General features: G+C 64.9%; 20 protein-coding genes. 6 read left to right on the top strand and 14 right to left on the bottom strand.

The window, feature by feature from the left end; translation table 11 throughout:
* The first annotated feature begins 70 nt into the window (after positions 1-70).
* The 6 genes from JG747_RS14320 (at position 71) to JG747_RS14295 (ending at position 6,551) form a co-directional block, all read left to right on the top strand.
* Positions 71-1,549 carry an ABC transporter substrate-binding protein gene (locus JG747_RS14320; protein ID WP_019859737.1) on the top strand — a complete coding sequence of 493 codons (1,479 nt, stop codon included), beginning with the start codon at positions 71-73 and terminating at the stop codon, positions 1,547-1,549.
* 77 nt (positions 1,550-1,626) lie between these two features.
* Positions 1,627-2,586, top strand: coding sequence for a carbohydrate ABC transporter permease (locus tag JG747_RS14315; protein ID WP_019859738.1), 960 nt, complete (start codon positions 1,627-1,629; stop codon positions 2,584-2,586).
* The gene (locus JG747_RS14310) at positions 2,583-3,473 is read left to right on the top strand and encodes a carbohydrate ABC transporter permease (protein WP_019859740.1); all 891 of its coding nucleotides are present in this window, start codon (positions 2,583-2,585) and stop codon (positions 3,471-3,473) included. Before JG747_RS14315 ends, JG747_RS14310 begins: the two co-directional genes overlap by 4 nt.
* 10 nt (positions 3,474-3,483) lie before the next feature.
* Positions 3,484-4,581, top strand: a complete 1,098-nt coding sequence (locus tag JG747_RS14305) for an ABC transporter ATP-binding protein (RefSeq protein ID WP_202362034.1) — start codon at positions 3,484-3,486, stop codon at positions 4,579-4,581.
* A 33-nt stretch (positions 4,582-4,614) separates the two neighbouring features.
* Entirely contained in the window at positions 4,615-5,778 is a 1,164-nt protein-coding gene (locus JG747_RS14300) for a mandelate racemase/muconate lactonizing enzyme family protein (RefSeq protein WP_202362033.1), read from the top strand.
* 23 nt (positions 5,779-5,801) lie between these two features.
* A complete protein-coding gene (locus JG747_RS14295; RefSeq protein ID WP_069092763.1) occupies positions 5,802-6,551 on the top strand; it encodes a ribonuclease activity regulator RraA in 750 nt (249 codons plus the stop codon).
* A 103-nt stretch (positions 6,552-6,654) separates the two neighbouring features.
* On the opposite strand, the gene JG747_RS14290 is transcribed toward JG747_RS14295, so the two are convergent.
* The 14 genes from JG747_RS14290 to JG747_RS14225 form a co-directional block, all read right to left on the bottom strand.
* The gene (locus tag JG747_RS14290) at positions 6,655-7,209 is read right to left on the bottom strand and encodes a flavin reductase family protein (RefSeq protein WP_244748397.1); all 555 of its coding nucleotides are present in this window, start codon (positions 7,207-7,209) and stop codon (positions 6,655-6,657) included.
* A 58-nt stretch (positions 7,210-7,267) separates the two neighbouring features.
* A complete protein-coding gene (locus JG747_RS14285; protein WP_202362032.1) occupies positions 7,268-8,488 on the bottom strand; it encodes an acyl-CoA dehydrogenase family protein in 1,221 nt (406 codons plus the stop codon).
* A gap of 28 nt (positions 8,489-8,516) precedes the next feature.
* A complete protein-coding gene (locus tag JG747_RS14280; RefSeq protein ID WP_202362031.1) occupies positions 8,517-9,305 on the bottom strand; it encodes an alpha/beta fold hydrolase in 789 nt (262 codons plus the stop codon).
* 11 nt (positions 9,306-9,316) lie between these two features.
* Entirely contained in the window at positions 9,317-10,333 is a 1,017-nt protein-coding gene (locus tag JG747_RS14275) for a zinc-dependent alcohol dehydrogenase (RefSeq protein WP_202362030.1), read from the bottom strand.
* A gap of 13 nt (positions 10,334-10,346) precedes the next feature.
* A complete protein-coding gene (locus JG747_RS14270; RefSeq protein ID WP_202362029.1) occupies positions 10,347-11,372 on the bottom strand; it encodes a branched-chain amino acid ABC transporter permease in 1,026 nt (341 codons plus the stop codon).
* Positions 11,369-12,232 carry a branched-chain amino acid ABC transporter permease gene (locus JG747_RS14265; protein ID WP_019859751.1) on the bottom strand — a complete coding sequence of 288 codons (864 nt, stop codon included), beginning with the start codon at positions 12,230-12,232 and terminating at the stop codon, positions 11,369-11,371. The genes JG747_RS14270 and JG747_RS14265 overlap by 4 nt, the downstream gene beginning before the upstream one ends.
* Positions 12,219-12,947 (bottom strand): ABC transporter ATP-binding protein, encoded by a 729-nt coding sequence (locus JG747_RS14260; RefSeq protein WP_019859752.1) that lies wholly within the window; start codon positions 12,945-12,947, stop codon positions 12,219-12,221. Before JG747_RS14260 ends, JG747_RS14265 begins: the two co-directional genes overlap by 14 nt.
* Positions 12,944-13,672, bottom strand: a complete 729-nt coding sequence (locus JG747_RS14255; protein ID WP_019859754.1) for an ABC transporter ATP-binding protein — start codon at positions 13,670-13,672, stop codon at positions 12,944-12,946. Before JG747_RS14255 ends, JG747_RS14260 begins: the two co-directional genes overlap by 4 nt.
* 25 nt (positions 13,673-13,697) lie before the next feature.
* A complete protein-coding gene (locus JG747_RS14250) occupies positions 13,698-15,005 on the bottom strand; it encodes an ABC transporter substrate-binding protein (RefSeq protein ID WP_019859755.1) in 1,308 nt (435 codons plus the stop codon).
* Between the two features lie 67 nt (positions 15,006-15,072).
* Positions 15,073-15,891, bottom strand: coding sequence for an SDR family NAD(P)-dependent oxidoreductase (locus JG747_RS14245; RefSeq protein WP_019859757.1), 819 nt, complete (start codon positions 15,889-15,891; stop codon positions 15,073-15,075).
* Positions 15,892-15,960: 69 nt separating this feature from the next.
* Positions 15,961-16,848 carry an intradiol ring-cleavage dioxygenase gene (locus JG747_RS14240; protein WP_202362028.1) on the bottom strand — a complete coding sequence of 296 codons (888 nt, stop codon included), beginning with the start codon at positions 16,846-16,848 and terminating at the stop codon, positions 15,961-15,963.
* 10 nt (positions 16,849-16,858) lie between these two features.
* Positions 16,859-18,613: an FAD-dependent oxidoreductase gene (locus tag JG747_RS14235; protein ID WP_064985999.1), complete on the bottom strand. Its 1,755-nt coding sequence runs from the start codon at positions 18,611-18,613 to the stop codon at positions 16,859-16,861.
* Entirely contained in the window at positions 18,613-19,662 is a 1,050-nt protein-coding gene (locus JG747_RS14230; RefSeq protein ID WP_202362027.1) for a branched-chain amino acid ABC transporter permease, read from the bottom strand. The genes JG747_RS14235 and JG747_RS14230 overlap by 1 nt, the downstream gene beginning before the upstream one ends.
* A gap of 7 nt (positions 19,663-19,669) precedes the next feature.
* Positions 19,670-20,533 (bottom strand): branched-chain amino acid ABC transporter permease, encoded by an 864-nt coding sequence (locus JG747_RS14225; protein ID WP_202362026.1) that lies wholly within the window; start codon positions 20,531-20,533, stop codon positions 19,670-19,672.
* Positions 20,534-20,561 lie beyond the last annotated feature (28 nt).

Raw genomic sequence — 20,561 nt, 5'->3', positions numbered from 1 at the left:
CCCGCGACCGACGAGTAAGGCCGCTCGCCTCGATGCAGAGCGGCATGGGAGAGAAACCTGGAGGATACCTATGACGAGGATCACACTCGGCGGTGCCGTCCTGCGCGGCACTGTCTCCACTGCATTGATCGCATCGTTGATGTCCGCACCGGCCCTGGGCGCGGCGCCGGTCGACTTGAGCAAGTGGTCGCCGGAATATGTGCGCTCCATTGCGGGCACGCAGGAATTTGACACGGCCGCCGATTGCGGCAAGGTCACCCCGCTCGACTACAAGGGGCGACTGACCTTCTGGTATCAGGGCGTGTTCGAGGGCGACCCCGATCTCTTGCGCCAGTACTACAAGGATTTCTTCGAGACCTTCCGCAAGACCTATCCGAACATCCAGCTCGAGGAACAGGCCCTCACCTACAACGATCTCCTGGACAAATTCCGCACGGCGCTCCTTGGCAATGCGGCGCCGATGGCGGTCCGCCTGCAAATCCTGGGTGGCACCGAGTTCGCTTCAAAGGGCTATCTGCAGCCGCTCAAGCCCGAGGATGTAGGGTATTCGGCGGATGATTTCTGGCCCGGCGCCATGAAAGCCGTGACCTGGGACGGCGTGACCTACGGCATTCCAACCAACAATGAGACGATGGCGTTCATCTGGAACGCCGATATCTTCAAGCGCGCGGGCCTCGATCCGGACAAGGCTCCGGCAACCTGGGACGACGTCGTCAAGTATTCCAAGCAGATCCATGACAAGCTCGGCATTGCCGGTTACGGCCTCGTGGCCCGCAAGAATGCCGGCAATACCCCGTACCGCTTCATGCCTCAGTTATGGGCCTATGGCGGCGGCGTCTTCGACGAAACCTCGGCGAACCCGACCTATCAGCAGATCGAGCTCGACAGCCCGCAGAGCAAGGCCGCGCTGCAAGCCTCTTACGACATGTATGTCCGCGACAAGTCGGTTCCGGTCTCGGCACTCACCAACCAGCAGGCCGACAACCAGCCGCTGTTCCTCGCCGGCCAGCTCGGCATGATGATCTCGCACCCGTCCGACTACAATGTCATGCTCGACCTGCAGAAGAAGGCGACCGGCACCGACAAGGACAAGGCGCAGACCGTCATCGACAACATGCGCTACGGCCTGATCCCGACCGGCCCCGACGGCAAGCGCGCCGTCGTCTTCGGTGGTTCGAACATCCACATCCTAAAGCCCGAATATGTCGAGGGCGGCAAGGTGGACGAACCGGCCGCGAAGGCTATCATCTGCATGTGGACCAGCCCGGAATGGTCGCTGAAGATGGCCTATGCCGGCTCGAACCCGGGCAATCTCAACGGCTTCAAGACCAAATGGATGAAAGAGCGTCTGGACAGCATCAAGTTCCTCGATGTCACGACCTCGATGTTGCCATACGGCATCCCGTTCCCGGCGCTGCCGCAATCTCCCGAGATCATGAACATCATCATCCCGGACATGCTGCAGAATGCCCTGACTGGAGCGATGACCGTCGATCAGGCAGCGGACGACGCGGCCAAGAAGGTGAAAGACCTGATGGGCGGACTCTAGTCCGAGCCTGACCTGCGATCCTGACCGGCTGCCCCAAGGGTCAGCCGGTTCGTTCCGAAGAACAAGGGCACGCCAAAGTGACGATCGTGACCGGCAAGACCGAGGCTCGCCGAAGATTGCAACCCGGTAAATCCGGTGTGCTGCGCAAGATCTGGGAGCATCGCGCTGACTATGCGTACGTGCTGCCCGCGATCGCCGTGATGCTCGTCGTCATCGCCTATCCGATCTACTACACGATCGAGCTGTCGTTCTTTAATACGCCGCCTGGCCTGCAGCTCCGCGACAAGACCTTCGTCGGCTTCAACAATTACACCGCCATCCTCACCAGTGCGGTGTTCTGGAAGGTCACCTGGAACACGCTGATCTGGACGGTGGGGTCCACCGGCATCTCCTTCGTCCTGGGGTTTGCCGCCGCGCTGGCGCTCCACCGTGACTTTTTCGGCCGTGGTGTGCTGCGCGCCATCCTGATCATTCCCTGGGTCATCAGCGCGGTCGCCGCCTCCTATATCTGGAAGTGGATCTACCACTCGGACTTTGGCATCATCGGCGCGGTGCTGGTCGGCCTCGGACTGGCCGACCGGCCGCCGAATTTCATCGACAGCGTCTCGACGGTGCTGCCCTCCCTTATCGTCGTCAACATCTGGCGCGAATTTCCGTTTGCCATGATCATGATGATGGCCGGCCTGCAGACGGTCCCCGACCAGTTGCTGCGCGCCGCCAAAGTCGACGGGGCCAATGCGTGGCAGCGCTTCTGGCACGTCACCTTCCCGCATTTGAGAAACGTCTCGACCGTGACGATCCTGCTGCTGGCGGTCGCCAACTTCAATTCCTTCATCATCCCCTGGATCATGACCGGCGGCGGTCCGTCGAACGCATCGCATATCTGGATCACCCACATCTATGAACTCGCCTTCGGCCGGCAGCGCTGGGGGGTGGCGTCGGCCTACTCGGTGCTGCTGTTCATCATCCTGATGACGTTCGGCTACTTCTACGTCCGCGCGCTAAGCGGCAACGACAGGAAGGATGGCAGTGCATGAGCACGATCGCCGAGACAGCCGCTCGAGGCCAGGCCCGTCGCCGCCTGCGCTTCGACGGATGGCGGTGGGGCGGACGCATCTTCCTCGTGTTCATGCTGCTTTACACCGCGTTGCCGATGGTCTGGATGCTGCTCACCTCGATCAAGTCGGGCTTTGCCGCGATGCAATTCCCGCCGCAATGGTGGCCTGACCAACCGACCCTTGCCAGCTACCAGAAGCTGCTCGATCCGCAGAACAGCGTCGGCCAGGACTTCCTCCGCTTCTTCTGGAATAGCCTTTTCGTCTCCACCGCCACCACTGTCCTCTCGGTGATCGTGGCGGTTCCGGCGGCCTACGCGTTTTCGCGCTTCACCTTCCCGGGCCGGAACTTCCTGTTCTTCACCGTCCTGCTGCGCAACATGTTCCCGGCGGTGATCTTTCTCGTGCCGCTCTTCATCCTGATGCGCGCGATCGGGCTGGTGAACACGCATGGCTCGCTCGTTCTCACCTACCTCACCTTCGGCCTGCCGCTGGCGATCTGGCTGCTCAAGGGCTTCTACGACAACATCCCGGTGCAGCTCGAGCAGGCGGCGCGCATCGATGGCGCAACGCGGTTCCAGGCCTTCATCCTGATCGTGATGCCGCTGTCGACGCCGGGCATCATCGCCACGGCGATCTATTCCTTCATCGGCGCGTGGAACGAGTACATCTACGCCTACACCTTCCTCTCCAAGAACGAACAGCTGACGCTGCCGGTCGGCATCCAGCGCTTCTTCTCGGAAAACACGACGGACTTTCCGGGCCTGATGGCGGCCAGTTTCATCATGAGCGTGCCCGTCGTGGTGCTGTTCCTCGTCCTGCAACGATACTTCGTACGCGCCCTTACAGAAGGCGCGGTCAAGCATTAGGGAGTTGCCGATGGCCCATGTGGTCCTCAAAGATCTCGTCAAGACCTATGGCAGCTTCAAAGCCGTCAACGAGGTCTCGCTGACGGTCAATGATGGTGAGTTCGTCGCGCTCGTCGGCCCCTCGGGCTGCGGCAAGACGACAACGCTCAATCTCATTGCCGGGCTGATCCCGATCACATCGGGCGACATCGTCATCGGCGACCAGGTGGTCAACGATCTCGACCCCAAGGACCGGGACATCGCAATGGTGTTCCAGAACTACGCGCTCTATCCGCAAAAGTCGGTCTATATGAACCTCGCCTTCCCGCTGCAGATGCGCAAGCTGCCCAAGGCCGAGATCGACAAGAAGGTCCGCGAAGCGGCGCGTGTGCTCGACATGACGCAGTTGCTCGAGCGCAAGCCGCGCGAACTTTCGGGCGGTCAACAGCAGCGCGTGGCGCTTGGCCGGGCGCTTGTTCGAGACCCCGCGGTGTTCCTGATGGACGAACCGCTGTCCAATCTCGACGCCAAGCTGCGCGTCCAGATGCGCTCCGAAATCAAGCGATTCCATCAGGACCTCAAGGCGACGATCGTCTATGTGACGCACGACCAGCTCGAAGCCGTGACCATGGCGGACAGGATGGCTGTGATGAACGGCGGCTTTCTGCAGCAATATGATTCGCCGGCGCAGGTTTTCGCGCATCCCGCCAACATGTTCGTCGCCAGCTTCGTCGGCAGCCCGGCGATGAGCCTTATTCCGTTGGAGGCATCGACGGCAAACGGCGACACCGTCCTGAAGAGCGCCGAAGGCTGGAGCCTCCAGCTGTCGCAACGCAACGCGCGCAAGGCCCAGAGCGCGACCACCAGGAAGGTCGTGCTCGGTGCGCGACACTCGACGATCAAACTCCACAAAAGCGCGGTCCCCGGCGCCATCCCGGCCAAGGCCTATACGGTGGAACCAACCGGAGACGTCACCTTCGTGCAGGCGCTCCTCTCCGGCGCCATCGTCAACATCAGCGTGTCCCCCAACATTGCCGTCAAACCTGACGAGCATATCTGGCTCGAGTTCGACCAGGAGCGGATGCACCTGTTCGACGGCGAAACTGAAATGGCACTCGAGGCCGCCTGAGACAGGGCGGATGCGATTGGGACGTGGGCGTGGATGACGACGAAGCTCAAGATCACGGCGATCAAGCCCTACCCGGTGTGGGTGGGAACGCGCAACCAGATGCTGGTGAAGGTCGAGACCGACCAGGGCATATTCGGCTGGGGCGAGAGCGGCTTGAGCGGCCGCGAAAGGGCCGTGACCGGCGCGGTCGAGCACTATCGCGAATTCCTCATCGGCCGCGATCCCCTGCAGATCGGCCGGATCTGGCAAGAGGCCTATCGCAGCCAGTATTTTGAAGGCGGGCGCGTTCTGCAGGCGGCGATTTCCGCCATCGACATCGCGCTTCATGACATCAAGGGCAAGGCGCTGGGGGTGCCGGTCTACGAACTGCTCGGCGGCAAGCAGCGTGACCGCATCCCCACCTTCGCTTCGACCGGTGACGAGGCCGAGGGCGATGTCGCCATCGAACGGGCCCGCGAGCTGTACAAGCAGGGCTGGCAGGCGATCCGCTTCTTCCCCGCCGGGCAAAGCAGCAAGGACATTTTCGAGCCGCGCGAGTCGATCGGCGTGACCGCCCGGATGCTGAACAAGGCCCGCGAGGCGCTGGGCGACGAGGTCGTCCTCGGCATCGACTATCATCATCGGCTGTCGGTGGCCGAGGCGGCGAGCTTCTGCAACAAGCTCGGCCGCGGCGTGCTCGATTTCCTCGAGGAGCCGATACGCGACGAAACACCGGAAGCCTACGAATCCCTGCGCACGATGACCGACATCCCGTTCGCCATCGGCGAGGAATTTGCCAGCAAGTGGCAGTTCCTGCCCTACATCGAGCGCGGCATCCATCAGTTCAACCGGCTCGATGTCTGCAATGTCGGCGGGCTCACCGAAGCGATGAAGGTCGCCGGCTGGAGCGAGGCGCACTATGTCGACCTGATGCCGCACAATCCGCTGGGCCCGGTGTGCACGGCCGCGACAGTGCATCTCGCCGCCGCGGTCCCCAATTTCGCCTGGCTCGAGACCAGGGTGCCCGAAAGGAAGCTGGGCTTCGACAGTTCCGAGTTCTTCCCCGTGCAACCACAACTCGACGGCCCCGCCTATCCGGTCGGCGATCTGCCGGGGCTCGGCGTCGAGGTCAACGAGACGGCGATCCAGGCACAGAGTTTCCGTTTCTGGGAGGCACCCCACCTCAAGCGCCGCGACGGTTCTGTCACCAACTGGTAGTTCAATTTCAACCGGAGTCCACCATGACGCATACCTCCGACATCATTCGGCCGCCCAAGGACCTGATCGAGGGATTGAGGGAGATCGGTGCCGCGACCGTTGCCGGCACGCTCGGCCATATGGGCTTCCGCAATCCCCACATGGTCGGTCCGGTGGCGCAGAATCACGGCAAGTCGATCGTCGGGCCGGCGCTGACGCTGCAATTCCTGCCGCAACGGCCGGATCTCTTCAACGAGGGTGAATATGCCGATCCGGAGACGCAACTGCACCGCCACGTGCTCTATCACGCCCAGGAGGGCGACGTGGTCGTGGTCGACGCGCGCGGCGACATGAGCTCGGGTGTCTTCGGCGACATGATGTCGACCTACTTCAAGGGCAGAGGCGGCGCGGGCATCGTCATCGACGGATGCATGCGCGACAGGCCCAATGTCGAGAAGCTCGACCTGCCGCTTTGGCTGCGCGGCTGGACGCCCAACTATCATGTTCAGACCAGCATTTACCCCAATGCCGTCAACGTTCCGATTGCCTGCGGCGGTGTCGCGGTGATCCCCGGCGACATCATCGTTGCCGACGATGACGGCGTCGTGGTGGTTCCCGTCGCCATGGCCGCAAAGGTCATCGAAGAAGCAAAGACACATCACGATTGGGAAGAGTTCTCGCGAGAGAAGCTTATGCAGGGCGCTCCTTTGCAACGCTATTATCCGCTGCATGACGACGCCCGCGCAGAATACGAGGCGTGGCGCAAAGCAAACGGCTTGGGGAACCCAAATTAGCGCAGGGATCACCCGCGGCGGGTGGCAGCCCCTTCCGGCGGCGCGATGGCCTCTCGCCGCAGCGTCGCGCGATATTTTGAGCCCGACTCGCCTACGGGCGGGCTCAAAGAAAACGTGACGAATCAAGCAGCTCGGCCACGCCGTCCAGTTCCTTGTGCAGGCGATGCCAGCGACGGTCGAGATAGACCAGCGAATGCGCCTCCGGAGGGACCTCGTCCGGCTGTACGTCGCCTTCCAGCAGCTCCGCCGCGACCAGCGTCGCGCCCTCGATCGGCAGCAGGCCGAGCCGGCGCGCGCGGAACCAGGTCGAAACGCCGGTATAGCGCGGCTCGCCCGTCGGCAGCCGTGCCCAGGCGCCCCCGGGCGGAAAGCGTTCCGCGCCGCTCGATGCGCAGAGTTGCGCCAGGTCGATATCGGTGAAGCGGAGCAGGTGGATCACCATGGTCTCGGCCCGCAGTAGGGGCTCGGACGAGGTCGATTTCATCGAAAGCGAGAAGGCGACGACCGGCGGCGCCGCACTCACCGAGATCAGCGAGGACACGGTCATCGCCACCGGCCTGTCGCCGGGGTCGGCCGTGATCACGGCGACCCCCGCCGGATGGCGGCGAAAGGCTTCGCGGAAGGCGTTGGTCATCGGATGCGGCGCGTTCATCGACATGTCTCTTCTGCTGCTTGGAAAAAGGGGCCGGGCGGCGTCCCCCGCCCGGCCCTTCGGACTACTTCTTCTCGATCAGGTCGTAGAACTGCCAGACGCGGTCGCTCCACATGCCGCCGATATCGCGGCCGGCCGAGGTGACGATCGACGGCGCGATCGTGAAGTGGTTGGCCGCCACCATCATCTCGCGGAAGGTGCGCTGGATCACGCCGGCGCGCAGCGACGCGCCGCCGCCCGCGCGGTAGGCGAAGTTGCAGATATCGACGCCGACTTCGTGAATCTCGGACTTGGCCAGATGGACAAGGCTGATCTGTCGCGTCGACATCCTGTTGCCTGCCTCGACCGTCGCCTCGACGTCGCGCCAGGTTTCGAAGACAAAGGCGCGGGCGGCACGATAGCGAGCCTCGGCGCGGCCGTAGTCGTGCCAGAACTTCTCGCTCTCGCCGATCAGCCCGGCGCGGCCCGACTTCGAGCGGGCGAACTTGGCGATCTCGTCTAGCATCCGCCGGCCGGCACCCAGCGCCCAGCCGGTATGGCCGATGGCGGCGAGGCCCACGACACCGAGGCTGAAGAACTCCTTCTGGCGCAGCGGCGGCGCGGTCAGGATCGGGAAGACGAGATCATCGGCGATGAAGACGTCCTCGGCCGCGTAGTCGATGCTGCCCGTGCCGCCAAGGCCCAGCACGTCCCAATTGCCGAGCTGCTTGTGCTCGGAGATCGGCGCATGGGCGCACATGACGATGACATTGCCGTTCTCGTCCTTGGCGGGCTTGCCGGAGCCGTCGTCGACGAAGGCGGCGCTGTGACTGTAGGTGGCGTGGCTGAATCCGCTGCCATAGCTCCACTTGCCGTTCAGCCGGTAGCCGCCGTCGACCTTCTTCAGCATGCCCAGCGGCGCGCCCTGCCCCGAGAAGCGGTTGTCGGTGCCCGGCGCGAAAAGCCGCGCGACCGCACTGTCAGGCAGGAAGGCCGCCGACATCGCGCCGATGCAGCAATGCACCATCGAAACCCAGCCCGCCGCACCCGAATGCCAGGTGATCGCCTCGATCAGTTCAAGGCCCTGCGTGGGTGGCAACTGCGCGCCGCCAAGGCTTTCGGCGGCGAAGATATGCGACATGCGCAGCGGCTTCAGCGCCTCGAAACTAGCCTGGGTCAGTTCGCCGCTCTCCTCGTCGTCGGCGGCATTGGCTTCCAAGATCGGCCCGATCTCCGCGATCTTCTTCAGCAGGTCGCGATGGTCGACGGTCGTTCCCCAAGAGCCATGCTTGATGGGTTTGTTCATCGTTTTCTCCTCCTTGTTTGAAATGTGATCAGCCGGCGAGGAAGTCGCCGATCTTGCTCAGCGTTTCGGGTTTTTCCTGCATGACGAAATGGCCGGCATCCTCGACCTGGATCAGGCGTGCATCCGGGAGCGCCTCGACGAAGAGTGGCGCCTGGCCGGCGGGCAGAAGACGGTCCCTGGTGCCCCAGACGACCAGCGCCGGATTGGTGATGCGCGCCAGGAAACGGCGCAGATTCGGGTGGCCCATGCCGAATGGCGCCAGCAGGCGACCCAGCGTCTCGCCCTCACGGGCGCGATCGGCGCCGAAGGCCTCCGCAAAGGCCGGGTCCGAGCCGTCGGGGAAATAGCGCAACGCCACCGAGACGTCATGCGCCAGATAGGCCGGCAGTTCCTGCGGCGCCACCGCGCCCAAATCCGTCGCCGGATGCGCGGGATCGTTGAGCCCGGCCGGCGCGACCAGCACCACCTTGTCGAAACGCTCGCGGGCAAGGCCAGCCAGCTCGGTCGCCATCCAGCCACCCATGGAAAAGCCGATGAGATGAGGCTTCTCCGGCAGGTCCAGGGCATCGAGCAGGTTCAGATAATGCAGAACCATGTCGGACATGCCAACCACATGCGGCGCGGCACCCGAAAAGCCGAAGCCCGGATGGCTGGGGCACAGAACGCGGAAACGGTCGGCGAGACCTGCTGCAAAGTCGAAACCTTCCAGCGTCGAGGCGCCGTGCAGGAACAGCACGGGCTTGCCCTTGCCGATGGCCTTCACCACCGTTTTTATGCCGCCGACATCGTATTCGAGCGTTTCGAACTGGACGGTCATTCTATTCCTCCTCAGACAAGGTCGGGCTGGATCAGCACTTTGCACTGCGTCGTGCGGCGGCGAAGGCTCTCGAAGACCTGCGGAACCGGCGACAGATCGATCCGCTCGGTGATCAGCGCCTGCGGCGCGAAAGGTCCGCCGCGCAGCGCATCGAGGGCGACGCCGAACTCGTTGCGCTGATGGAAGAAGACCGAAAACAGCAGGTTCACTTCTTTGGTCAGCGCGACGAACGGGTCCCATTCGTCGCCGCCGATGCACAGGCCGACGCCGACCACCGTGCCCTGCAGCCGGACGGCCTTGACCGCCGCGTCGATGAGGCCGCGCTTGCCGACGCATTCGAAGACGATATCGGGCGCGCCGCCGCAGAGATCGGCAAGGTTCTCGGCCAGCTTGTTGCCCGATAGCGCGAAACCGGTCGCGCCAAGCGCCAGCGCGCGGTCCCGCTGATGGCTGTGGATATCGGCCACGACCACGCACGACGCCCCCATCCGCCGCGCCCAGAAGGCGACGAGCAGGCCGATCGGTCCGGCGCCCAGGATCGCGACCCGGTCTCCCGGCTTCATGCCCGAGCGCACGATGCAATGCAGCGCGACCGAGAGCGGCTCGGCCAGCGCGCCATCCTCTATCGCCGCCTCTTCGTGCAGGACATGGCATTGGCGCGCGGCGACGGCCGCGTATTGCGCATAGCCGCCGCCAATCAGCACCATGTCGGGGCAGCGGCCTGGATCGCCGCGCCGGCAAGCCTGGCAGTGCCCGCAGCCGCGCATCGGCACGACGGCGACACGGTCACCGATCCGAAGGTCGGCCACCCGTGATCCCAGCGCGACGACGTCGCCGGCGAATTCATGGCCGAGGACGAAGCCTCCAACGATGCCGAAAGGCGCTGGATCCTCGGTGATGTGCAAGTCGCTGCCGCAGATGCCGCAAGCGGCGACACGCAGGACGACCTCGTCGGGCGCCGGGGTCGGGTCCGGCACCGTGCCGACGCGCAGCGGACTGCCGACCGTATCGAAGATGGCTGCTTTCATAGAACCCTCCCTCTCAGCGGTCCGGATCGACGAGCTTGCGTCGGATCGGGAACCATGGCGCATCCCACCGTTTCGAGATCAGGCCCCAGATGCCGGTGCGGGCGTAGAGCGCCACCAGCAGCGTCATCAGGCCGAGGACAACGAAATAGGTTGCGCCGTATTCACCGAACCAGCGGTCAGCGATGAAGAAGATCAGGGATCCGATCAGAACGCCCTCGATGGAGCCGATGCCGCCGACCATGACGATGAAGATCGCCACATTCGCCCACATCGGATCGAAGGCCGAACCCGGCGTGATCCGCAACTGCGCCATGAAGTAGATCGCGCCCGCAAGGCCGCAGCCGACCGCCGACGCGACGTAGACGAGGAAGCGCAGCTTTGCGACATTCACGCCCTGGCTGGCAGCCGCAACCGGATTGTCGCGCATGGCGATCAGCGCAAGGCCGAAGCGCGAGCGAAGCAGCCAGTAGCTGCCGCCCAGCGTGACCAGCAGCATGCCGGCGCAGAGCAGTGACATGGCGACATTGCGCTCGAAGGCCGAATAATCCTTCATCACGCGCAGCGACATGCCCGCGCCGGAATTGACCAGTGGCAGGTTCGAGGCGGTCAGCCGGAAGACCTCGGCCACCACCCATGTGCCGATCGAGAAATACGGACCGTCCAGGCGATGAAGCAAAAGGTAGATCGGCACGGCCAGCGCCGCCGGCACCAGCAGCGACAGGAAGACCGCCGCGAACGGATTGATGCCGTAGGTCTGCGCCAACACGAAAAGCGCGTAGCCGGCCGCACCCATGAAGGCGTGCTGGCCCACCGAGACAAGGCCGGCATAGCCGGCGAGCAGGTTCCACATCTGCGCGACTGCGATGTAGCAGCATAACACCAGGATCGAGCGGATCGTACCGGTCGAGGCCCACCAAGGCATGGCCGCGACAGCGATCATCGCCAGCACCGCCAGCGTCATCGCGACGCGGCCCGACCGGGTCTGGCGCTGCACCAGCACCTCGGGCGCCTCAGCTTCCGTGTAGGGGATCGCGCTCATGCCAATGCCTTTCCGAACAGGCCCTGGGGGCGGGTCGCCAGCACGATCAGGAAGACGATGTGTCCGGCGAGCACGCCAAAACCCGGATCGATGCGGAAGCCGATGGCCTGCGAGATGCCGAGGACCATCGAGCCAACGAAGGCGCCCCAAACCGTACCCATGCCGCCGATGATCACCGCCTCGAACGCGTAGATCAGCTGGGCCGGTCCATCGGCCGGCGCGACGGTCGATCGCAGCGCCTGGAAGACGGCTGCAAAGCCCAGGATGCCGACCGCCGCCGCCGTCGCCATCGCATAGACGGCGCGCGGGTTGATGCCGGTCATCGCCGCCGCCTCGACATCGGCCGACGCGGCGCGCAGCGCCCGGCCGAAGCGCGTGCGCTTCAACGTCAGATCGAGGCCCCAGGTCAGACCCGTGGCGACCGCCAGCACGATCAGCGGCAGCAGGCCGATATAGACGCTGCCGATCTCGATGGATTGGCTCTCGATCCCATGGCCGGGCAGCGACCGGCTGTTGGCGGACCAGATTTGCAGCATCAGGTTCTGCAGCGCGATCGACAGTCCGAAGGTCGCGATCAGCGAAGGCAGCGGATCGCTGCCCACAACCCGGTTCAGCACGGCCTTCTGCAGCACCCAGCCCATCAGCACCGCGAGCGGCACCAAGACGATCAGCACAGGCAGCGGTCCCAGACCCCAGGCCGAGGCCATCGAGATGCCGATCAGCGACAGCAGGATCACCAGGTCGCCATGGCTGATGTTGACGATGCGCATGACGCCGAACATCAGCGCCATTCCGAGCGCATACTGGGCATACATGCCGCCCAGCAGGATCCCCTGCACCAAGGCGTCAAACCACTCCATGGCCCGCTCCAAAATAGGCTTTGCCGATCTGCTCGCGCGTGATTTCGGCCGACCTGCCGGTCAGGGTCACGCGCCCCTCCAGCATGCAGTAGAGGCGATCCGAGGCGCTCCGGGCGAGGCCGACATCCTGTTCGACCACGATCATCGCCGTGCCGGTGGCACGGATTTCAGGCAGAGCGGCATAGATCTCGCGGATCACCTTGGGTGCAAGGCCGAGGCTGATCTCGTCGCAGAGCAGCACGCGCGGCTGGCACAGCAGCGCGCGGCCGATGGCCACCATCTGCTGCTGCCCGCCCGAGAGGCTCTGCACCTGCGTGCGGGCCTTCTCCTTGAGGATCGGGAACAGCTGGTGCAGCCGTGGCAGCGTCCATCCGCCCTTGGCGCCCATGCGCGCGGCCTGGTCGATGGCGACGCGCAGATTGTCCTCGACCGACATGCCGGTGAACAGGCGGCGGCCCTCCGGCACGATGGCGACGCCCTTCTGCACCATGCGGTCGGTCGCGGTGCCGCCGACAGGGTCGCCGTGCAGCCGCACCATCTCGCGTCCGACCGGGAGCAGGCCCATGATCGAACGCAGGAGGGTGGACTTGCCTGCCCCGTTGGCGCCGATCAGGGCCACGGCCTCACCCTGGTGCAGCTCGATGTCGATGCCGTAGAGCGCCTGGAAATCGCCATAGCGGGCCAAGAGCCCGTGGGTGGAAAGAACGGCCGTCATGCCTCGATCCCCATATAGACGCGCTGGACCTCGGGCAGCGCGATCACCTCGGCCGGCACGCCTTCGGCGATCTTCTCGCCGAAGTTCAGCACCAACAGCCGGTCGGCCACCGCCAGCAGCGCATGCAGCACGTGCTCGATCCAGACGATGGTGATGCCGCGGTCGCGGATGCGGCGCACCAGCGCCACCAGCGCTTTCGATTCATCGTCGGTCAGCCCGCCCGCGATCTCGTCCAGCAGCAGCAGCTTCGGATCCGACGCCAGCGCGCGCGCCAGTTCCAGCCGCTTGCGGTCGAGCAGCGTCAGGGCACCGGCCGAGACATTGGCCTTGTCGGAAAGCTCGCAATCGCGCAGCACCTGGGCGCAGAAGGCATAGCTTTGCTTCTCCGACCGGCCGCCGCCGAACGCGGCGGCGACCAGCAGGTTCTCGAAAGTGGTCATGCCGGAATAGGGACGCGGGATCTGATAGGTCCGTCCGATCCCCATCTGGCAGCGACGGAAGGGCGGCTCGCCGCGCAGCGCCGTGTCGCCGAGCTGGATCTCGCCGCCGGACGCCTTCAAATCGCCGCTGATCATGTTGAACAGCGTCGTCTTGCCCGCCCCGTTCGGGCCGAGGATGCCCAGCACCTCGCCCCGACGCACGTCGAAACTCACCTCATGCAGGACGCGGACGGCGCCGAAGGACTTCGACACGCCGCGCGCCGTCAGCAGGATTTCCCTATCCATCGATCCGTCCGCGTCCCTGCTCATGTCACCAGGCGATCGGCTTGATCGCCTGTTGCGGCGCGAAGAGCTGATTGACCGTGTTGTCGACGATCTTCAGGTCGTAGGGCCATTTCTCGCCCTTCACCCACTGGCCGCCGAAGATCGGCGTCTTGCAGATGTTCTTGTGCGCCGAACCGTCGAACTTGATATGGCCGACCAGCGTCTGCAGATCGGTGGCGACCAGCGCGTCGCGGTTGGCCGTCCGGTCGAGCGGATTGGAGGAGCGCTTCAATATGTCCAGCGCGACCTCGAGCAGGGCATGCGAATAACCCAGCGGCTGTGTCCACTGCCGCTTCGAATCGGCTTCCCATTGGCTGGCGATGTCGCTGCTGACCTGGCCAGTCAGCGACGACTTGAACGGGAAGGCGGGCGTCCACCAGACCTCGGAGGACATGCCGTTGCCGAGCGGACCCATCGCCTCGACGCCGCCCGGGAACAAGAGTGCTGCCGCCACCGTGACCGCCTTCGGCTTGAAGCCCTGCTGGTTGCACTGGGTGACGAAGGTCTTGAGATCGTCCGGATAAGTGATGCCGCCGATGATGTCGCAGCCCTGTTTCTTGAATTCGGATATCTGCGCGGAGAAGTCATTGGTGCGCGGCTGGAAGTAGCCGGGCACGACGACCTCGTAGCCGGCCTTGCGGGTTGGTGCCGGCAGGCCGTATTCGTCATTCCCCCAGGTCTCGCCGTCGATGTTCTGGGGAAACAGCATCCCGACCTTCTTGTTGGTCTCCAGATGGTTCCAGAGCCCGACAAAGGTGTTCAGCGCTTCGTCGAGACCCCAGAAGAAATGGTAGGTCCAGTCGAAGGTCTGCTTGCCGCCGCCGCGCGGCATGATCACCGCTTGCCAGGGCGCGCCCGAGGAGATGCAGGGCGTCTCATAGAGTTCGGACTGTTCGGCCGCGGGCAGGATCGTATCGGTGGTCGAGGCCGGAACGAGCAGGTGCACCTCGTCGTTCAGGATGAGGTTGCCGGCGATTTCCGATGCCTTGTTCGGATTGGACTGGCTGTCGCGGTCGAGGATCTCGATCTCGTAGGTATTGCCGTTGGCGCATTGCAGCTGGCCGCCGAGCAGGGCGCGGATCTTCTGCAAGGTGTAGCCGTCCGTCTCGCCGAAGAGGGCGAGCGGACCGGTGGTGGGGCTGAGATAACCCAGCTTGATCTTGCCCGCCGTCGCGGCGCGCGCATAGCGCGGCATGGCCAGCGTACTGGCGGCGGCAACACCAGCTCCAAGCCCCTTCAGCACGGTCCGGCGGCTGGGCAAGCCCGATTTCACGAGTTTGTTGTAGTAGGTCATGGTCATTTCCTCCCTTGGTTAAGCCGGCCCGTCCCCTCGACGAGACCGGCGTCAGTTCAAAACTTGTTCAGGTCATCCGCAGCAGCGAGCCGCCATCGATGACGATCAGCGAGCCGGTGACGTAGGACGCGGCGGGCGACGCCAGGTAGAGCGCCAAACCCTTGATCTCCTCCGGATCGCCGATGCGGCCGACGAGCGACTGGGCCTCGAAGGCCTTGCGGTCCGCCGGGTTGCGCAGCCTGCCGCCGGCGATGTTGGTGATGAACGGTCCGGGCAGGATGGCGTTGATGCGGATGTTGTAGGCGCCGAGTTCCATCGCCATGTGGCGAACGAGATGGTTCACCGCGGCCTTGGCCGGCATGTAGGGGGTGCCGACGATGCTCTCGTTGATCAGCGAGGCGATGGACGATGTGACGATGATCTGGCCGCCGCCATTCGGCTTCATGTGCCGCACGGCATGCTTGATGGTGGTGTAGACCGAGGTCAAATTGATCTCGATCACCTTGTCCCAGTGCTCGTCGGGAAGGTTCTCGATGGCGCCCTCGGGGTTCCTCTCGCCGGTCGGGGTGTTGAAGCCCGGGCCGGCGTCGATCCCGGCATTGGCGAACACGACATCGATCGAACCCGCCTTCTCGGCCACCTTGTCGAAGGCTCGAGCCATCGCCGCGCGGTCGCCGACATCGACGACCTGGCCCCAGACCTCGCCGCCCGAAGCCCTGATCGCGGCGACGGTCTTCTCCAGCCCGGCGGGGTTCAGGTCGAAGATGCAGACCTTCGCGCCATGCTCGGCCATGATCTCTGCATAGGCCTGGCCAATGCCGCTGGCGCCGCCGGTGACGATCACCGACTTGCCTCTGACATCGAACATCTTCTCAAGTGCGGCCATCAGTTTCCTCCCATTTGCACGATACCGGCCTGCGTGCGGGCGCCTTCGCGGCACCCGCGGCGCGGCGGTTCACTTCTTCTTTCGCGAAAGCACGAAATCGAATTCCACGTCGTAGAACGGCGCGGCAACCTTGGCCTTCGCCGCGGCGTCGGCATCCTCGACCTTGCGGAATTCGGCGAGCAGGCTCTGCTTCACGCCGAAGACGGCGTCCGTATCGATATACGGGTCGTCCGGATCGAAGATGTGCGTGGTCAGCGCGTCGAAGCCCTCGCCCTCGACGATGTAGTGGAGATGCGCCGGGCGGTAGGGATGGCGTCCCAGCGCGCCGAGCAGCTTGCCGACCGGCCCGTCATCCGGGATCGGGTAGTATTTGGGCTTTGCGCCGCGAAACCAGTAGCGTCCATCCGCACCGGTGCGGAAGACGCCGCGCAGGTTGAAGTCGGGCTGGATGCCCTTCTGCTGGACGTCGTAGAAGCCTTCGTCATTGGCCTGCCAGACATCGATCTTGGCGCCCGCGATCGGCTTGCCCTCGGTGTCGAGGATGCGGCCATGCACGAACATCGGCTCGCCCTTCTGGTCGAGGCAGATGTTCGAGCCCATCGGCAGTTCGGGCGCGTCGGCGACATGGAATGGCCCCAGTACGGTGGATTCCGAGGCGCCCGACGGCTTGCGGTTGTTGATCGCGTCGACCAGCATCGAGACGCCGAGGACATCCGACAAAAGGATGTACTCCTGCCGCCACTCGTTGCAGATCTGGCCCGTCCGCGTCAGGAACATGATCGCCTCGAACCATTCCTCCTGCGTCGGCTCGATCTCCTTCACCGCCTCGTGCAGCTTGCGGGTGATGACCTCCATGACCTGCCCGAGCCGCTGGTCCTTGGCGTTCTTGTTGCGCGCCACGACGACTTCGGCCGAGTTGGTTTCGGTGAAATAGCCGTGTTCGTGGTCGTCGGTCATGGGATCCTCCTCAGCGCGCCAGAACGGATTTGAAGACGCGGCGCAGCTCCGCCGCCGGATCGGCCGCCAGCGTTTCGGCGCGCCAGGCGATGTGGTGGTCGGGACGCACAATCAGGCATCCCGCGTCGCGGATTTCGCGTGCGCGCGCCCAGTCGCCGGTATGGTCCTCGACCGCGCGGCGCGGGCCGATCACATATGTGCGGATCGGCAGACCGAGTTCCGCGCCCACCGCGTCGGCAGCGGCAACCCAGGCCTCGCCGCCAATGCCGGTCAACAGCGTGAACTCGCCATGTCCGCAAAGGTCGAGCGTCGAGATCTTCCGGCCCGAGCGCTCGAACACCCAGACATGCGGCAGACGCGCGCCCGGCCAGGTCGTGGGCGCATAGTGGAGCTCGCGATCCTTCTCGAAGGCCGGCTCGCGCTGGCCGTCGCTTGCGACGGCGCCCGACGCATAGCGCTGGTTCATCTCGACGCCATGGGCGTCGAACTCGTACTTCTTGAAGGCGATGGCCTTGCGCAGCGCCTCGCGTTGCGTTTCGGCGGCTTGTGTGGCGTCGGCGCGGGCCTCCATGTTCTTCTGGATCTTGTCGTGATCCACGCCGCCATCCATGCCGAGCGCCTCGAAGATCGGACCGAATTCGGCGATCGACTGGTTCGCGCGCGTCACGATCTGGCGCGCGATCGGCGCACGCTCGGCCGAATAGCTTTCCAGCAGCCCGATCCCCGCCTGCCCCTTGACGACCTTGGCAAGTTTCCAGGCGAGGTTGAACCCGTCCTGGATCGAGGTGTTGGAGCCAAGCCCGTTCGAGGGCGGATGCCGATGCGCGGCGTCGCCCATGATGAACACTCGCCCCTTCTGCATGTGCGTGGCGAAGCAGTTGTTCACGGTCCAGGTGTTGGCGCCCAGGAGCTCGATCTCGAGCCCGGGATCTCCGACCAGCTGGCGGGCGACCTCAGTGGCCAGTTCCGGCGTCACATCGGGCGGCGGCTGGTTGATGTCGTAGCCCCAGACGATGAGCCACTCGTTCCACGGCCGCACCATGCGAACGAGACCCATGCCGATCCCGCCGACATCGGCGCCGGGCTGCATGACCCAGTAGAGGACGCTTGGCCGGTGCGCGACGTATTTCGAAAGATCGGCCCGGAACAGGATGTTCATCGACCCGCCGACGCCCATCTTGCCCTCGAACGGCAGGCCCAGATGCTCGGCCACCAGGGAGTTGCCGCCATCGGCACCGACGAGGAATTTCGACCGCACGGTGAAGTCCTTGCCCGACAGCCTGTCGCGGCAGGTCGTGGTGACGCCGTCCGCATCCTGGACGTGGCTGACATATTCGGTGCTCATGCGCGCCTGCGTGCCGCGCGCGCACGCCGTCTTGAACAGGATCGGTTCCATGAAGGTCTGGGGCAGATCGTTCATGAAGGACGGCGACGACTGGAGATGTTCAGCCTTGGAGAGCGGGTCGGTGCCCCAGCTCTTCATCCGGCCAAGCTCTTCGCCCGCCAGACTTTCGCAGAACACGTTCTCGCCCATCAGTTCCTGCGGCGAGGCGTGCATCACAGCCTCGGCCTCGACTTCCGGCCCGAGGTCGCGCAGCACCTCCATGGTGCGCTGGTTGGTGATGTGGGCACGCGGCGTATTCGACAGCCAGCGGTAGCGGTTCACGACCATGTTGGCCACGCCGGAGCTGGCGAGAAGTGCCGCCGTGGCCGAGCCGGCCGGGCCCGTGCCCACGACCAGTACGTCGGTTTCGATATCCGCCATCAATTTCCTCCCTCGATCTTCAGACCGGCCAGCCTGCGGCGGACCGGAAACAGGTGCAGGCCGCTGCGGGCTGATATCAGCCCCCACAGCCCCTTCGGTGCGAACAGCATCACCGCGATGGCGGCGAGGCCGAGTGTCATCAGGTACCAGCTGGCGTAGTCGGCCAGCGCCGAACGCAGCGCAAAGAAGACCAGCACCCCGACTATGGGTCCCTCGATGGTGCCGATGCCGCCGATGACGACGATGAAGATCACGTAGGCCGTCCAGTCGGTGACGGCGAAGGCCGCCTCCGGCGAGATGCGGGCCGTCTGCACGAAGATCAGCGCGCCGGTCAGTCCGGTGGCGGCCGCGGCGATCAGAAACACCGCCCATTTGAGCCGCCCGACATCGACGCCGACCGATTGGGCCGCCTCGACATTGTCGCGTACGGCTGCCAGCGCCAGCCCGAGGCGACTGCGCAGCAGCCAGTAGATGCAGCCGGTGACGACCACGACCAGCGCCAGCGCCAGCCAATAGGCGAGAATGTCGCGCGCGGCCGCCTCGCGCACGCCGAACAGCGCCTGGATCGCATCCGTGCCCATGATGTTGCTGGTCGCCTCGCGCGGCAGCGAGGTGCCGGTGCCGCCGCCGAGCGCCTTCCATTGCGCGATCAGCAGCCGCGTCACCTCGGCGATCACCCAGGTGCCGATGGCGAAATAGGCGCCCTGCAGGCGGAAGGCGAAGAAGGCCGTGGGAACGGCCAGGGCCAGCGCCGCAAGGCCGCCCAGCAGGATCGCGGCAACCGGGTTCCAGCCCAGCAGGATCACGCCAGCGAACATCGCATAAGCGCCGATGCCGACGAAGGCCTGCTGGCCCACCGAGATGAGACCGCCATAGCCCGCCAGCAGGTTCCAGATCTGCGCCAGCGTCAGCATGGTGAGAATGAAGAACAGGTCCTGTATGACACCGCGCGAGGTCACGGCGGGCAAGGCGAGCCCGGCCGGGACGAGAACGAACACGGCGATTTCCGTGGCAGTTCCGGCGCGGGTGCGGGTTGTCAGCCGATACATGCCGCCCTCAATCCACTGCGCGCGGGAACAGGCCCCGCGGCTTGAGCAGCATCACGACCAGAAAGGCGATGTGGCCCACCAGGATTTGCCATTCCGGATTCACCGCCGCGCCGGCCGTCTGGGCCACGCCGATGATGATCCCGCCCGCGAGCGTTCCCCACAGGCTGCCGAGGCCGCCGATGATCACCGCCTCGAAGGCATAGATCAGCCGCGCCGGCCCGATCGAGGGATCGAAGTTCGCCCGCATGCCGAGATAGAGCGCCGCCAGTGTCACCACGACCATTGCGATCCCGGTGGCGACGGCGAACACTCGCTTCGGCTCGATCCCCATCAGGCCCGCCGTCACGGCGTCGTCCGAAGTGGCGCGGAAGGCACGGCCGAGGGCGGTGTGATAGAAGAGCCTGTTCAAGGCCACGATGGCGAGGATCGCGGACGCAAAGGTCATCAGCGGCATGACCCCCAAGGTGACCAGCCCGAGATCGAGCGATGCCCCCTCCAATGCGCCTGCCGGAATGCGCCGGCTGTCGGCGGAAAAGGCCTCGAGCAGCCCATTCTGCACGGCAACCGACAGGCCGAACGTGACGAGGAGTGGCGGCAGGATATCCTTGCCAAGCACCCGGTTCAGCACGGCGGCCTGCAGCAGCCAGCCAAGCGTAAACATCACCGGCATGGCGATGAGCGCAGCGACCCAGGGCGACAGGCCAAGCAAGGTGACGCCCATCAGCACCAGATAGGCGGCAAAGACGATCAGGTCGCCATGGGCGAGGTTCACCAGCCGCATGATGCCGAAGACGAGGCTCAGTCCGGCTGCGAACAGCGCATAGAGCCCGCCCAGCAGCATTCCCTGCACGAGGGTGTCCAGCCAGATCATCGCCGCGCCCCCGTCGTCAGGCGGCGGG

Origin of the sequence: Mesorhizobium sp. 131-3-5 (assembly GCF_016756575.1) — a bacterium.
In the GTDB taxonomy this organism is placed as follows: domain Bacteria; phylum Pseudomonadota; class Alphaproteobacteria; order Rhizobiales; family Rhizobiaceae; genus Mesorhizobium; species Mesorhizobium jarvisii.
The sequence above is the reverse complement of the archived record's forward strand: the minus strand, read 5'-3'. Positions and strand labels throughout refer to the sequence as shown.